We start from the raw sequence: 15,096 nt of genomic DNA, 5'->3' as shown, positions 1-15,096 counted from the left end.
AGCTATTCACTTTCTGTTTCTTTAGAGGCGTTTGACGCCCAGCCTTTCTCTAGCCAGTTGTCCAGTACGTGTTGCAGTGCCTTCAAAGAGGTTGGCTTCTCTAGGCGACCATCCATCAGTTTACTGATCATATCTAACTCGTGTTGTCCTGATTCGCCAGACAAAGCAATGATTGGTGTTTGAGGAGAGCGTGCCTTGATAATTTGGCTGGCGTCAAAACCATTCATTATCGGCATTTGTACGTCCATTAAGATCAAATCGACCTTGTGTGTTTTGAACAGCTCGACGGCATTCTCACCGTTTTTGGCTTGTAAGCTATTTACGCCAAGTCGGCTCAGGTACATTTGAACAAGCGTGCGTTGTACTTCTTTATCATCGACGATAAGCACGGTTGGAGCCAAATGATTCCCTGGGGTTAGCGTGCTTGTTGGTTCTGAATTTTGCGTTGCCGCTTGGTTGTCTGGCTTAGCGTCTACGTTGGTTTTGTTTTCAGTTGCGGCTTGGTTACTTTTCCAATCATTGAAGTAAGGTGTACGAAGTGCGTCTGCTTTGGGTGCATTGGGCACAACAGGGAAGTACAGGTGGAACTCAGTAAACTCGCCAAGTTTGGAATGGCATTCAACTTTGCCACCAAATGAACGCATTACACGTTGGCAGTAGCCTAAACCTAAACCACTACCACCGCTTTTTTGGTAAGAGAAGAAGTCATCAAAGATCTTATGAACGATGGCTTCGTCAATGCCGGGGCCGGTATCACGGAATGTGAGGACGTTCTCGTAAGCCCCAGTTTTGGTGCTGATCTCAATTTGGCTGTCTGGATAAGAGTCAAAGTAGTAGATCGCGTTACGTATCAGGTTGAAAATAACGAAGTTGAATAGGGTTTCATTCAGTTTTGCGACAAAATCAGCATGTTGTGGTAAACGAATTCGCTCAATGATCTTCTCGTTCTCAAAGCCATAATGGCTGACGGCTTGATCCACGGCCTTGTGGATAGAGGTCATGGTGATTGGTCCATGCTCGGGTGAGCTATCACTGACTTCTCGCAAGATGATATCAATCAGCTGTCGACCACGTTGAATCGCAGCTTGGCCGTTCTCAATATCAAGTAAGATCTGTTTCGCTGGAGCTTGATTATCAATGTGCTGTTTTAATAGTTCAAATTGCAATTGCACTTGAGCCAGTGGGTTACGCATTTCATGAGCGATTGAGTTAGCAAGGGCACGACTTTGGCGGATACGTCTATCGGCTTCGATAGTGCTTTGTACTCGAGTTAACAAGGTTTGCAGGGCAGAGATCTCTTCGTTAGAGAACATCTGATCGTTGCTCTTGTGTGACGATACTAACAAGTGCGTGACCGATTTACCCTGGCCGAATAGAGGCATCACCAAGGCGGTATCGTTGGAGCTCATTTTGTCATACAGGGCTTTGATTGAGCGCTTGGCTGGTGCGGTGTAATCAAGCTCCTGAGACAACTCATCGAACACTAAAACGGACTTGTTAGTAGACAGATAATCTTCGTAGAAGGTTTCGTTGTAGTTGCTGTTCACTAGACGTAGCTTATCTTCTGGAATTTGCAGTAGGCTACCCAAACGACGCATTGCATCATCAATTGATAGCTTGAAATCCTCTTCTAGCGCGAGGATCTGTTGTACTGGCGTTTTCTTGTTTCCGTAGATAAAGAAGGAGGCGTAGTTGCTCACACGTTTGTAGAGTAAATGCCAAGTGATGCCGATAACCGCGCAGATCGGGATAGCAATGAGCCATTGGTTATCGTCTGTCAGTGGGATAAATATCGCGCCAAAAGGTATCACCAAAATTGCACACACCAACAACGTATTTAGGCTCATGTACGCAAGGTATTTCACGCTATAGAAGCGAGAGGTCAGTAGAGCATAGCCAACGAACAACATCTCACTGATCGACAAGGCTGGTGGCAGCCAAGTGAGTGAGAAGTCACGCAAGAAGTAGGTCATACCTAGATGGATTGTCGCAGTAGACAGCATGAACACTAAGATGCCCGCGATCATGTAGTTGGTTTTGGCTAAGGTAAGCTTGCTGCTGTTGGCGCGCATGGCCACGAGGTTGAATAGCGTCAGGACAACGAAGCTGATCATCCCGATAAAGAAGTACGGTGTGTGTGTGCCAAACTCGATCACGAACTGGCTTGGGCCAGCAATCGTGACATGTTCAACGGTTAACCCCGGACTTAAATTGATAAAGAAGGAGTAGACAGTCAGTGTGACAAAAATGGCTTGCTGCCACGCATGAACCTTACCATTACGTTGTTCGGCTGCGAGTTTGCACGAGAAGTAATAGGCAAAGGCAAACGCAAAGAAAGAGGCGAGGTTGGCAAACTTTGCCGCGAACACAGCGGCCGAGGCCCCAAGTTCTGGCAATAAATCGGTATGGAAATAGGCGTTGCTACTGATCCACGCAACAATACAGATCGAATAGGCGATGTACGGGGCATGGTGTGTCCCCGCAATGACTTCGTTCTTTTGTTTTAGGCGGTAGCAATAATAGAGCAACCACATAACAACCACAGCCACGGTAGCAAGCAGCGTGATTGCTTTTGCATAGATGATCGCCTCTAGGCCAAAATCAAACATGTTCATCCTTTCTTACCGAACTCGGTTTTAATACCGCCCTTGCTTTTTTTTCTGAGATCGTTTTTTCCGCAGAACTCAATTTTTCTAGTGAGCTTAGCTTTCTGCTCTCACGCACTGCGCTTTTGTAGCTGCGAAAATCGATGTCATTGAATGCTTTTACCATCATCTCGAAATTCCAGAACCCACGATAAATTGTTGTGCCGTCATCATTTAATTCGCAATACCCTGAGTGGAAGTACGCATTGGGTTCAATAGTTTGATAAAACTGAAGCATGAAAGGTTGCTCGATAATAGTGAAGCCGATTTTGTACCCTATTTGGTGTAAGACACTCATCAGCTCTTTTTGAGCAAGATAGAGGAAATAGAGCTTTTGTTGAGTCTTACCACTGACTGTCAGACGCAGTACTTCACATAGGGCGTATTTAGCAGACAATTGTAACTGGAATTGCTGGTCAAATTCTGGCAGAGAGTAACACTTTGACAGTGTAGGCGGTGTGAAAAGTTGTAGCTTCGCCAGTTCGTCGTAACCGTGATTGGGTAAACAGTAGTGCCATTGCTCATTGCTGAACGGGGGCGCGTAACTTAACCACGTATCACTCTTTGACCAATCTTGAATCAGTGCAGAGGAAACCAGTGTCGGAAAGGCTTCATCAACTGGATGTTTGAGTAGAATAAAATGCTTACCTGCCTGAGAAAGGTGTAATAAAGGCAGCATCTCAAACCATTTCTCGCCCTTGATGAACACCTCAAGATTGCTTAAAGCAATGGCATCGCTGATTGACATTCCTTGTGGGTGACAGGGCGTTTGCACTACAAGTTGAGCATCTTCGATGTGTTCAACGATTGCACCGTAGTAGGCACTATCTTTAATGGGCAGATCAACAGAAGAAGGGGACTTGGTGTTCAATGGCGATTTTGCTTTGATTGCGGCAATTTCACATTCACACCAAAAATCTAACCAATGCATGTAGCACTGGCCTACGGCCTGCTCTAGAAGATCAACCTCTGCAGATAGTGTGTTTGGATAGCGCAGAATCAGATCGCGGTAGTCCATCACCTCAAACAATACCGAATAGCTTTTGTTTTGATGCTCAGGGAAAAACAATTCTAACTGGCTTCTACGATATTCTGTCACGCTTTGGAAAAGAGCAGTGCGCTCTTGTGGCTGATAGGTACTGATGACGAGCTCTATCAGAGCTCGCTGTTTTATTTCGATAGACAGACTGCTAGCCAACAGTGAATCTAAAGACGACGTTATTTTCATTTGATTAACCGAACCTAGCTTAGGTTTATATAATTATTTTTATTCGATCTGCACTGTCTACAGGACACAAATTTTTTTAGTATTTTTTTTGAGTCATGTTACTTGGAGCGAGTCTGCCGTAACTTTACTTGAGCCTATTACTTGAGCCTATTACTTGAGGGATAAGTTGCATAATCGGGCGAGATTCTACTACTTGCACGGCCCCTTAACAACATAGGCTTGTCATATATTGACTAAATCATGTAAGAATAAAATACATTACTATCAACAGTTTGTGTTGGTTATTCCTGTATTTGATCCAAGTGTAGTTAAGTCGAGCATAAACTTTTGAATTTATAAAATAACGTGAAATATCTATTTTTTGAACCAATCTCATAAATCATATGCAAGTAAATTCACCTTGTTAGTTGTAAGGAATATAACGGCGACCCTAAATATACAATTAACTAATGAGTGTCGTATGTCTCATCCCCGTTTATTCCCACGTCATCGTTTGGCGCTTGCTTGCATGATCGCCAGTGTTTCTAGTTTTTCTTTTGCCGAAAATCAATGTGATGTTGCTGATCTTCAACAGGCATCTGATCTCGTTTCTTCAGTTTCAGCAGCAGACAACGCTTGTTATAGCGCTTGGTTCTCGGCAGATGAAAGTTCATTGAACAATATCTACAGCGAAGCGAGCTTAAGTCGCATTCAATTTACGCTGAACCTAGAAATAGCCCGTTATCGAGGCGAACCTGAACAAGCTCGTAGGCTAGAAAACCTTGGTGAGTTTGTTCGCGCGGCTTATTACGTTCGCTATAACGCACAAGCACAAGACTTCAGTGAAGCGTTGAGCCAGCGGTTTGCTCAGTCAACCATTGCCTTCCTTACTAATCCTAATGCGCTAAACCAAGGTCGTGAACAAGTTGGCGCAATGAAAAGCCTGACGCTAATGGTTGATAACGTAAAGCAACTGCCACTCACAATGGATGCACAACTTGCGGCACTGAGCCACTTCAATAGTGAGACCGCGCAAGACTCACAATGGGTCGACGGGTTAAACAATCTGTTTCGAGCAATGGCTGGTCACGCGGCTAGAGATGATTTTTACGATTATATGGCGAGTCATACTCAGCATATCGATACACTTGCAGCGTTCGCTCGTGATAACTCATGGGCACTGGATACTGATGCCGGCTTTCTTGTTTATAACGCAGTCCGTGAAACAGGTCGCTTGCTTGCAAGCCCAAACAAAGAAACTAAAGACAAAGCGTTGCGAGTTATGCAGCAAGTGATGGTACAAAACCCGCTTGGCAGTGAGCACGACAAACTTTGGTTAGCAGCGGTTGAGATGATGGGGTATTACGCTCCTGAAGGCTTAAACGGATTGGATCTTGAGCAAGCAAAACGTGATTTAGCGATGCGCGTTCTTCCTAATCGTCATGAATGCCAAGGGCCTGCCATTATTCGATCTCAAGACTTGAGTGCGTCACAAGCCATTGAAGCGTGTGATGTGTTGGCGGCCAAAGAAGCACAATTTCATCAAGTGGCGAATACGGGCCAACAACCTGTAGCCGACGATAACAACAACCGCGTTGAAGTGGCGGTATTTGGCAGTAAAGGCAGCTACACCGATTACTCTGCATTCTTGTTTGGAAACACCACCGATAACGGCGGTCAGTATTTAGAAGGAAACCCTGCTGAAGTGGGTAACGTGGCACGTTTCGTGGCTTACCGTTACGCCAATGGCGATGACCTTTCTATTCTCAATTTAGAGCATGAGTATACTCACTATCTCGATGCGCGCTTTAACCAGTATGGTTCCTTTAGTGACAATTTGGCTCATGGTTATGTGGTGTGGTGGCTAGAAGGTTTTGCAGAGTTCATGCATTACCAGCAAGGCTACGATGCCGCGATTAATTTGATTGCTAGTGGAAAAATGAGTCTGTCGGATGTGTTTGCGACCACTTACTCCCACGATTCTAATCGTATCTACCGATGGGGTTACTTAGCGGTGCGCTTTATGATGGAAGAACACCCGCAAGATGTTGAAAGCTTATTGGCATTGTCTCGTTCTGGTCAGTTTGCCGAATGGGCGCAGCAAGTGAAAGTCTTTGGGCAACAATACAATGGTGAGTTTGAGCGTTGGTTAGAATCTGTCTCAACCGAGCCTGAAATACCAAACCCGGATCCGAACCCAGGAGAGCCAACTGATCCCACCGAGAAGTTCACGGTGCTTGTCGCGAACCAAAGCGTGGTGCTGAGCGGAGAGGCGTATAGCGAGCAGTTGTTTTATGTTGATGTGCCAGAAAACACCAAGCATTTTTCGGTTTCTATTGAAGGTCATGCTCTAGGACAAAGCCAAGGTGATGCTGACCTCTACGTGAGTTACAACAAACAGGCGCATTACTATGATTTTGAATTCAGCCAATATGGTAATGGCAGCAATGAGCATGTGACGTTTGAACCAGAGGCATCAGGTTATATCAAACCGGGACGCTACTACATGAGTATTGCGGGGCGTACCGATTTCAATGATGTGGCACTGTTGGCTTCGCTAGAAACAGAAACGCCAACACCACCAACACAAGAACAAGATGATTTAACGCCTGTAGTATTGGAATCCGGTCAGGCTCAAGTATTGACTGTGCACCAACGACGTTATGCAGCAGTCTATGTACCACAGGGCGTACAAGAGGTTCGAGTGTGGTTGAACGATAAGAATACTGAGCAACCAAATCGAGGCAACGTTGATCTGTTCGCCAGTCACTCATATTGGCCAACGGCAGGGCAACATGACTATGCGTCTGATTACCGTGGTAGCAATGAGTACCTACAAATCCCTGTAACAGAAGAAGGCTATGTGCACTTCTTACTCAGTGCTGAACAGCAAGGGGATGATGTCGAGATGTTGGTGTACTTTCATTAAGACACTAACCTCAATGGCTTTTTATCATCAATGATATTTAAGCCATTGAGATAAAAAGCTGAGCATGAGTGCTCGGCTTTGTTTTTCTGACAGTGTTCTGTGTTTAGGGGATCGTTACAGCATAATTTCTGATGAAGTGATGACATTCGAGGTTTAAGCTTGTCTGCATATGAAACATCATTGCGGGTAACGCCTCGTGAATGACAGAGGTAGAGAGAATTTATGAAGAAAGTACGATTAACATCATTACTTGGAGTAGCAACCTTGTTTAGTGTCGCTGTGTTAGCCGGATGCAGTCAGAAATCTGAGGTTCCAGTTCAATCACAAGAGAATGCGAATCCGATTTGTAGCACTAAAAATCTGACGGGTGGTTGGTCGCAAAGTGATATCACACCACAAGCTAAGCAAGCGTTAGACGTCGTTCTTGGCCAAATGAACACCTCTGCCAAGCTCAAACAGATCTTGAGTGTTCGAACTCAGGTTGTCGCGGGTTTGAACTACGCTATTGAGTTTGAAATGGATAATGGTGAAGTGTGGAATACCGTTGTTTATCGCTCGCTACAAGGTGACATCGAAATGACGCAACCTGCACAGCAAGGTCGTCTGTGTCCATAGATTAACTGGTCCAGAAATTAACTGGTCTATTGATTAACTAGCATGTAAATAACTTCGCACATAAAAAATGGCTCCTATTTAGGAGCCATTTTTATTCTACTTAGAGGCGTTTTTAAACGTCACTAGTTTGCCAGTGCGGGTTCCGATAACTTTTGAACACAAGCTCGGCTGATGTCTTCATCAATGTAGGCCATCCCAAGTTTATTCAGATAGTCCATGCGATCGGCTGTGCGAAGCTCAATGTCGGGGCCTGCAATGTCGTTCTCTTGATAGATCTCAGTCAAGTGAGTCATGAATTGCTCGCCAACACTCATCATCAATAAGCTCATTGCGCCAACGTCCGGTCTGACTTTTGCTTGTTGTTTGTCAGATAGATTGACGGCTAACACGATAGGTTGCTCTTCACCCTCAAAACGAGTGCTGCGCTCGCGAATGGTTTGCTGAGCCCAGTAATACGCCAGTTCTTTGCTCTGGGTGAGAAACACTGGTTCAACCGATTCGGTGTAGTTGTTACCGATGGTCGCCATGGTTTTTGAAGCGGCTTCATTGAGCGCTTTGTCTCCAGAGCGCTTTAGCCCTTGACCTTGAATAGACGCGAGTAAAGCTGAAGATGTGCCGTGATACCAAGTATCACCCGTTGCGAAACCATTTTCTGATAACAGTGTTTTTGCATCTTGTAGGTGTGTCGGTATTGAAGTCATAGGCACTCTCAAAAAATAAGAATCTCAACAAATAGGAATATAAACAAATATGGATACAGTTAGCTTAAACAGAAGTTGTTCGGTTAACCGTGGTGTGGAACACAAATCTGAGGCTTTGAGATAAAGCTGGCAGTAGTAGCTTTATCTCAAAGCCTTCCCCCGGATCTTACCTAAGTAAGACAGAGAAGGGCGGGGGAGGCTTTAGTGTTAGCGATTAATCAAAAGTCTTAGCGACTAATCAAAAGTGCTAGCGATTAATCAAATTGATTTGATGTATTCGCTTCACCTGCTGCTTTTAGTGCATTCTCACCAGCAAAGTACTCTTTGTGGTCATCACCCATGTCTGAACCAGACATGTTTTGGTGTTTAACACATGCAATGCCTTGGCGGATTTCTTTACGTTGAACATTCGCAACGTAACCCAACATGCCTTGGTCACCGAAGTACTCTTTCGCAAGGTTGTCAGTAGACAGCGCTGCAGTGTGGTATGTAGGTAGTGTAATCAAGTGGTGGAAAATACCCGCTTCACGTGATGCATCGGCTTGGAATGTGCGAATCTTCTCGTCAGCGCTTGCAGACAGTTCCGTTTCGTCGTATTCCGCACTCATTAGGCTTGCACGGTCGTAAGCTGATACATCTTTACCTGCTGCTGCCAGTGCATCGTATGCTTGTTGACGGAAGTTTAGCGTCCAGTTGAATGATGGAGAGTTGTTGTATACCAGTTTAGCGTTAGGGTGAACTTCACGTACGCCATCCATCATCTCTTTGATTTGACCAATGTGTGGTTTCTCAGTCTCAATCCAAAGAAGGTCAGCACCCGCGTTGATTGCTTCAATACAGTCGAATACACAGCGGTCTTCACCTGTACCTTCGCGGAATTGGTATAAGCCTGAAGGCAAACGCTTAGGTCGAACTAGCTTGCCGTCACGGTTGAAGCAAACATCGCCTTCAGCCATATCAGCAACATCGATCTCTTCAACATCTAGGTATGAGTTGTAGATATCACCTTGGTCGCCAGGTTCTTTCACTACGGCGATTTCTTTTGTTAGACCTGCACCTTGTGAATCGGTACGAGCAACAATAACGCCGTTGTCGATGCCTAGTTCAAGGAAAGCGTAACGAAGTGCGCGAAGTTTTGCATGGAAGTCAGCATGAGGAACCGTTACTTTGCCGTCTTGGTGACCACATTGCTTCTCATCGGCTACTTGGTTTTCGATTTGTAGACAACATGCGCCCGCTTCAATCATCTGCTTAGCCATTAGGTAAGTCGCTTCTGCGTTACCGAAACCAGCATCGATATCGGCAATGATTGGCACTACGTGTGTTACGTGGTTGTCGATTTTGTCTTGGATTCGGTCTTGTAGATTCACATCGCCAGCTTCACGTGCCGCATCTAGTTGACGGAATAAGCCACCTAGTTCACGAGCATCTGCTTGGCGTAGGAAGGTGTATAGCTCTTCTACTAGGCCAGCAACCGAGGTTTTCTCATGCATTGATTGGTCTGGAAGTGGACCGAAGTCAGAGCGAAGTGCCGCGACCATCCAACCTGAAAGGTATAGGTAACGACGGTCTGTCTTGCCATCAAAGTGCTTTTTAATCGAAATCAGCTTTTGTTGGCCGATGAAACCATGCCAGCAACCCAGAGACTGAGTGTATTGAGAGCTGTCTTCGTCGTAAGCCGCCATGTCTGCACGCATAATATCTGCCGTGTATTGCGCAATATCCAGACCTGTTTTGAATTTGTTTTGAGCTCGCATACGGGCTGCAGATTCAGGGTTAATTGCATCCCATGGAGCACCAGCAGCGCTTTTTGCAACTTCAATCTTTTCGATATCTTGTGTAATTTGCGACATAACTATTCCTTAGTTTCACGTGGACATGTTGGCCAATTTGGCGAGGTCATTTGATTTGGATTAAATCTAACCATGGACAAAGAATAACCATGTATGTGATAATTTTGTTAATTTATAGTTATTATATTCGGTATTTTTCTTATGAATATTGCTCGTGTAGACCTTAATTTACTTGTGTATTTAGACATGTTGCTACGTGAAAGAAACGTAACGCGTGCAGCAAATCAACTGGGTATTACTCAGCCAGCCATGAGTAATGGCCTGCGCCGATTGCGTGATCTGTTTGAAGACCCGCTGTTGGTGAGAACCAGTGAAGGGATGATACCGACTGAACGAGCACATAAGTTGCAGCCATTGATTCGAAACATTTTGGTTAATGTAGAGAAGACACTGCAGCCGACCACGGAATTTAATGCAGAAGACAGTGAACGCGTGTTTCGTATCATGGCGAGTGATTATGCTGAGTCGACTATTATTCAGCCGCTATTGAAAAAATTGAGCGAGATAGCACCGAAAATACGACTGGATATCATGACGCCAAGTGACGTGAGTTATCAGGATGTAGAGCAAGGCACTGTTGATATTATCATCAACCGTTTTGACGATATTCCACAGTCGTTCCATCAGATGAGCCTTTGGCACGACGGGTTTTCTTGTCTATTTAGTTGTGACAACCCAATAGCCGACAACTTCGATATTTTGTCTTATCTAAAGGCGCAACATATCTGGGTAAGTAAGACCGGAATGGGAACCGGAGTTGGGATCAACCCAAGCGAGGCGCAAAAGCTAGGTTGGATAGATGAAGCATTAATGCGCATTGGTAAAACGCGCAATATCACGGTGTTTACTCGACACTATTTGTCGGCGATTCTCTTCGCACAACAAAAGAATCTGATCCTGACCATTCCAACCAAAGCGGCTCAACTGCAGCGCAATAACCCTAGATTGTTGATCAAGCCTGCGCCATTTGCGATTGAACCCTTTGAGGTGAAGATGGCGTGGAGTCCATTGTTACAAACCAATCCAGACCATCAGTGGATGCGTCGCTTGATTAAAAGTGTCGCTAATGAAATCGAGAGTGGCGTGACGGAATAACACAGTTTGTAGGGTATTTTTTTTGTGAATATCCAGTATAACTGGCATAAATTAGCTAAATTTATGTCCGTTGCGTAAGTTTAATCTAGTAACGTAAATTTGAGCTAGTAACGTGAATTTAAGCCAGTTACGTAGATTTAATGAGTAGTCATCAGTTAGTTTGAGAGAGATTTTATGAGCAGTCGTATTCAACAGGGAAGCTTGAACATTGATAGCACCCTCTACCAATTAATTAATGAGCAGGTCATTCCTGGAACAGGCATTGTCGCTGAAGACTTTTGGCAATCATTTGCAACTATCCTTGAAGACTTGGCTCCCAAGAACCGCGCACTGCTTATCAAGCGTGAAGATCTTCAACATCAAATTGACGTTTGGCACCAAGAGCGTGCGGGACAAACGCTAGATGCGGCCGAGTACAAACAGTTCTTACAGCAGATTGGCTACCTAGTTCCTGAGGGTGATGACTTTCAAGTAACGACTGCCAGCGTTGAGCCTGAAATTGCAACACAAGCGGGTCCGCAGCTTGTTGTACCTATTATGAATGCACGTTTTGCACTTAACGCGGCTAATGCGCGTTGGGGAAGTTTATACGATGCGCTCTACGGAACCGATGTCATCAGTGAAAGTGACGGCGCGGAAAAGGGAGGAAGCTTTAACCCGGTACGCGGTGCTAAAGTGGTGAGCTACGCTCGAGGTTTCCTTGATGACGCTGCACCGTTAAACGGTGTATCTCATAAAGACGTCACCAAATACAGCATCAGCAACGTCAGTATTGGCAATACACTGACAGCGACCTTAGACAACGGCGAAGAAGTCACTCTGATTGATCGCAACCAGTTCATTGGTTATCAAGGTGATGCTAGTGCCCCTTCAAGTATTCTGCTTAAGCACAACAATCTACATATTGAAATTCAAATTGACCCAAGCGCACCAATTGGCAGCGTTGATGTGGCTGGCATTAAAGATGTGTTGGTGGAATCGGCTCTCACCACCATTATGGATTGCGAAGACTCGGTCGCTGCGGTTGACGGTGAAGACAAAGCACTGGCTTACCGTAACTGGTTAGGCTTGATGAAAGGTGACTTACAAGAGTCGCTAGAGAAAAATGGCAAAACCATCGTTCGTAACCTTAATCCAGACCGTCAATACACCAGTGTGACGGGCGGCGAGATCTCGCTGAAAGGTCGCAGCATGTTGTTCATACGCAATGTGGGCCACCTAATGACCAACCCTGCCATTATTGATGCTCAAGGCAATGAAGTCCCTGAAGGCATTATGGATGGCATGGTCACCTCGTTAATCGCAATGCACGATTTAAAAGGGAACAGTGCTTACCAAAACTCGACCGCGAACAGTATCAATATTGTAAAACCTAAGATGCATGGTCCTGAAGAAGTCGCGTTCACCAATGAGCTGTTTGGCCGCATTGAAGATGCATTAGGGCTAGATCGATTCACGATCAAAGTTGGCATCATGGACGAAGAGCGTCGTACTTCGGTTAACCTTAAAGAATGTATTCGAGCGGCTAAAGATCGTGTTGTGTTCATCAACACAGGTTTCTTAGACCGAACGGGTGATGAGATTCACACCAGTATGGAAGCAGGACCATTCGCTCCTAAAACACAGCTGAAAACCATGACTTGGATTGGCGCATACGAAGATCAGAACGTTGACCTTGGCTTAGCTTGTGGCCTGCAAGGTAAAGCCCAGATTGGTAAAGGTATGTGGCCAGAGCCAGACAATATGGCGAAGATGATGGACGCGAAAATCGGACACCCACAAGCGGGCGCAAATACTGCTTGGGTTCCTTCTCCAACTGCCGCGACTTTGCATGCCTTGCACTATCACAAGGTGAGTGTACCAAGCCGCCAGAAAGAGCTTCGTGAGCGTGTGAGAGCGAACGTCGATGATATTCTGACTATTCCGCTATTAGGTAATCAAAAGCTGACCGCTCAAGATATCCAAAACGAATTGGACAACAATACGCAAGGTATTCTTGGTTACGTAGTGCGTTGGATTGACCAAGGCGTCGGGTGTTCTAAGGTGCCAGATATTAACGATGTAGGTTTGATGGAAGACCGCGCTACGCTGCGTATTTCGAGCCAACACATTGCGAACTGGTTACGTCATGGGATTTGTAATGAAGCCCAAGTAATGAAAACCATGAAGCGCATGGCCGCAGTAGTTGACGAGCAAAACGCTGGCGACCCGAGCTACCGTAATATGGCACCTGACTTTGAAAACAGCATCGCATTTTCAGCAGCGTGTCAGTTGGTATTCGAAGGCTGTGCTCAGCCTAGTGGTTACACCGAGCCAGTGCTGCATGCTATGCGTCTAAAACTGAAAGCACAGGGATAGAGAAGCAACCCAATAACAAAAACAGAGAATGTAAAATACTAAAAAAAAGAAACCCCCTTTAACCGAGCCCAAGGTGCCGCGCTTTTATAGCGCGGCTTTTTTTTGATTCATTTTTGTGGTGGGAAAGGTGGAAAGTGGGGCAGGTTAGTGATCACTAAGACTTAATTATTTCCGAGCCCTAATCACTGCCGAAACCTAGTTACTACCAAAGCACAGATACTTGATATCCATGTATTCATCAATGCCTTCTTTAGCTCCTTCACGGCCAATACCTGATTGCTTAACACCGCCGAAGGGCGCGACCTCGGTTGAGATGAGGCCATCATTAATACCGACCATACCGTACTCAAGTGCCTCTGCGATGTTCCATACTCGATGAATGTTCTGGCTGTAGAAGTACGACGCTAATCCATAAATGGTGTCGTTTGCCATCTCAATAAGCTCTTCGTCTGTCTCGAATTGCATCACAGGAGCGACAGGACCAAAGATCTCTTGCTGAACAATGTCCATGCTGTGTTTCACATTTTTCAGAATGACAGGCTGAAGGAAAAGCCCATCAAGCTCTTGAGTTGGCGTCACAGGTGTCGCGCCTTGTTCTACCGCTCTGTCTATTAATGCTTGGATGTTGTTCTTCGCATTCTGACTGACAACAGGACCAATGGTGACACCTTCATCTAAGCCGTTACCAATCTTAAGCTGCTGAACCGCTTGATCGAATTTAGCCACGAACTCATCGTACACTTTACTGTGAACGTAGAATCGGTTTGCACAGACACATGTTTGTCCCGCGTTACGGAATTTTGACGCCATTGCGCCTTGAACCGCCGCGTCGATGTCTGCATCGTCAAACACAATAAAAGGTGCGTTGCCACCGAGCTCCATAGAAGTGCGTTTGATGCCTTTTGCCGCTTGAGCCATCAAGATACTGCCGACTCGAGTCGAGCCCGTGAAAGAGATTTTTTTAATCAGTGGATGAGAAGTGAATAGGGTGCCAACTTGCTCAGGGCTTTCACCAAGAACGACTTGAAGTAGATCTTTCGGGATACCCGCTTGATAAGCCAGTTCAACCACAGCAAACGCAGAAAGCGGTGTTTCATCTGAAGGTTTTACGACAAAGCTACAACCGGCTGCCAAGGCTGGAGCTGCTTTACGAGTGATCATTGCAATAGGGAAGTTCCATGGCGTAATTGCACACGCGACTCCAATAGGCTGCTTGATGGTCACCAAGCGTTTGCCAGCGACTGTGCTAGGAATAGAATCACCATAAGTACGCTTGGCTTCTTCTGCGAACCACTCAATAAAGCTCGCGCCATACACGACTTCGCCTGTCGCTTCTGATAACGGTTTACCCTGCTCAATCGTCATGATTCGAGCCAGATCTTCTTTGTTTTCAAGGATCAGTTGGTGCCAACGGTGCAGTGATGCAGCACGAGATTTAGCTGGAACCCTGGCCCACTCTTTCTGTGCAACATGAGCACGTTCAATCGCGTTTGCTAACTCTGCTTGTGATGAAATAGGTGCGTGTCCGACGAGTTCACCTGTCGCTGGGTTTGTGACTGCAACTGCGTTGTTCGCTTCTGTCACCATAAAAGAGAGTAAGTGCTGGTTCTTAATGTTTAGCATCGTGATTCCTTTGTTGTGATTACTTTAGACGTGTTGCTTATATGCGGGTTGGCGAGTGTTCAAATGACTT

9 protein-coding genes are annotated in these 15,096 nt (G+C 45.5%); 4 read left to right on the top strand and 5 right to left on the bottom strand.

Features of this window, described 5'->3' with window-relative positions; translation table 11 throughout:
- Nucleotides 1-2: 2 nt before the first annotated feature.
- On the bottom strand, nucleotides 3-2,609 hold the full coding sequence (gene luxN, locus OCU90_RS22375; protein WP_061022125.1) for a quorum-sensing autoinducer 1 sensor kinase/phosphatase LuxN: 2,607 nt from the start codon (nucleotides 2,607-2,609) through the stop codon (nucleotides 3-5).
- The gene (locus OCU90_RS22370) at nucleotides 2,602-3,873 is read right to left on the bottom strand and encodes an acyl-homoserine-lactone synthase (protein ID WP_061022123.1); all 1,272 of its coding nucleotides are present in this window, start codon (nucleotides 3,871-3,873) and stop codon (nucleotides 2,602-2,604) included. Before OCU90_RS22370 ends, luxN begins: the two co-directional genes overlap by 8 nt.
- 460 nt (nucleotides 3,874-4,333) lie before the next feature.
- On the opposite strand from OCU90_RS22370, the gene OCU90_RS22365 reads away from it, so the two are divergent.
- Both OCU90_RS22365 and OCU90_RS22360 read left to right on the top strand, forming a co-directional pair.
- Nucleotides 4,334-6,781: a M9 family metallopeptidase gene (locus OCU90_RS22365; protein ID WP_061022120.1), complete on the top strand. Its 2,448-nt coding sequence runs from the start codon at nucleotides 4,334-4,336 to the stop codon at nucleotides 6,779-6,781.
- Nucleotides 6,782-7,003: 222 nt separating this feature from the next.
- Nucleotides 7,004-7,396, top strand: coding sequence for a cystatin family protein (locus OCU90_RS22360; protein WP_061022117.1), 393 nt, complete (start codon nucleotides 7,004-7,006; stop codon nucleotides 7,394-7,396).
- 122 nt (nucleotides 7,397-7,518) lie between these two features.
- Here OCU90_RS22360 and OCU90_RS22355 read toward each other — a convergent pair whose 3' ends face one another.
- Together OCU90_RS22355 and OCU90_RS22350 are read right to left on the bottom strand one after the other, a co-directional pair.
- Nucleotides 7,519-8,097, bottom strand: a complete 579-nt coding sequence (locus OCU90_RS22355) for a hypothetical protein (RefSeq protein ID WP_061022115.1) — start codon at nucleotides 8,095-8,097, stop codon at nucleotides 7,519-7,521.
- A gap of 254 nt (nucleotides 8,098-8,351) precedes the next feature.
- Nucleotides 8,352-9,950: an isocitrate lyase gene (locus OCU90_RS22350; protein ID WP_061022113.1), complete on the bottom strand. Its 1,599-nt coding sequence runs from the start codon at nucleotides 9,948-9,950 to the stop codon at nucleotides 8,352-8,354.
- 141 nt (nucleotides 9,951-10,091) lie between these two features.
- Here OCU90_RS22350 and OCU90_RS22345 point away from each other — a divergent pair, with 141 nt between their 5' ends.
- Both OCU90_RS22345 and OCU90_RS22340 read left to right on the top strand, forming a co-directional pair.
- Nucleotides 10,092-11,045: a LysR family transcriptional regulator gene (locus OCU90_RS22345; protein ID WP_061022112.1), complete on the top strand. Its 954-nt coding sequence runs from the start codon at nucleotides 10,092-10,094 to the stop codon at nucleotides 11,043-11,045.
- 174 nt (nucleotides 11,046-11,219) lie between these two features.
- On the top strand, nucleotides 11,220-13,403 hold the full coding sequence (locus tag OCU90_RS22340) for a malate synthase G (protein ID WP_017094719.1): 2,184 nt from the start codon (nucleotides 11,220-11,222) through the stop codon (nucleotides 13,401-13,403).
- A 195-nt stretch (nucleotides 13,404-13,598) separates the two neighbouring features.
- On the opposite strand, the gene OCU90_RS22335 is transcribed toward OCU90_RS22340, so the two are convergent.
- Nucleotides 13,599-15,026 (bottom strand): NAD-dependent succinate-semialdehyde dehydrogenase, encoded by a 1,428-nt coding sequence (locus tag OCU90_RS22335; protein ID WP_061022110.1) that lies wholly within the window; start codon nucleotides 15,024-15,026, stop codon nucleotides 13,599-13,601.
- Nucleotides 15,027-15,096 lie beyond the last annotated feature (70 nt).

This window comes from Vibrio splendidus (assembly GCF_024347615.1).
Lineage (GTDB): Bacteria > Pseudomonadota > Gammaproteobacteria > Enterobacterales > Vibrionaceae > Vibrio > Vibrio splendidus.
This window is presented reverse-complemented; position numbering and strand designations above follow the sequence as displayed.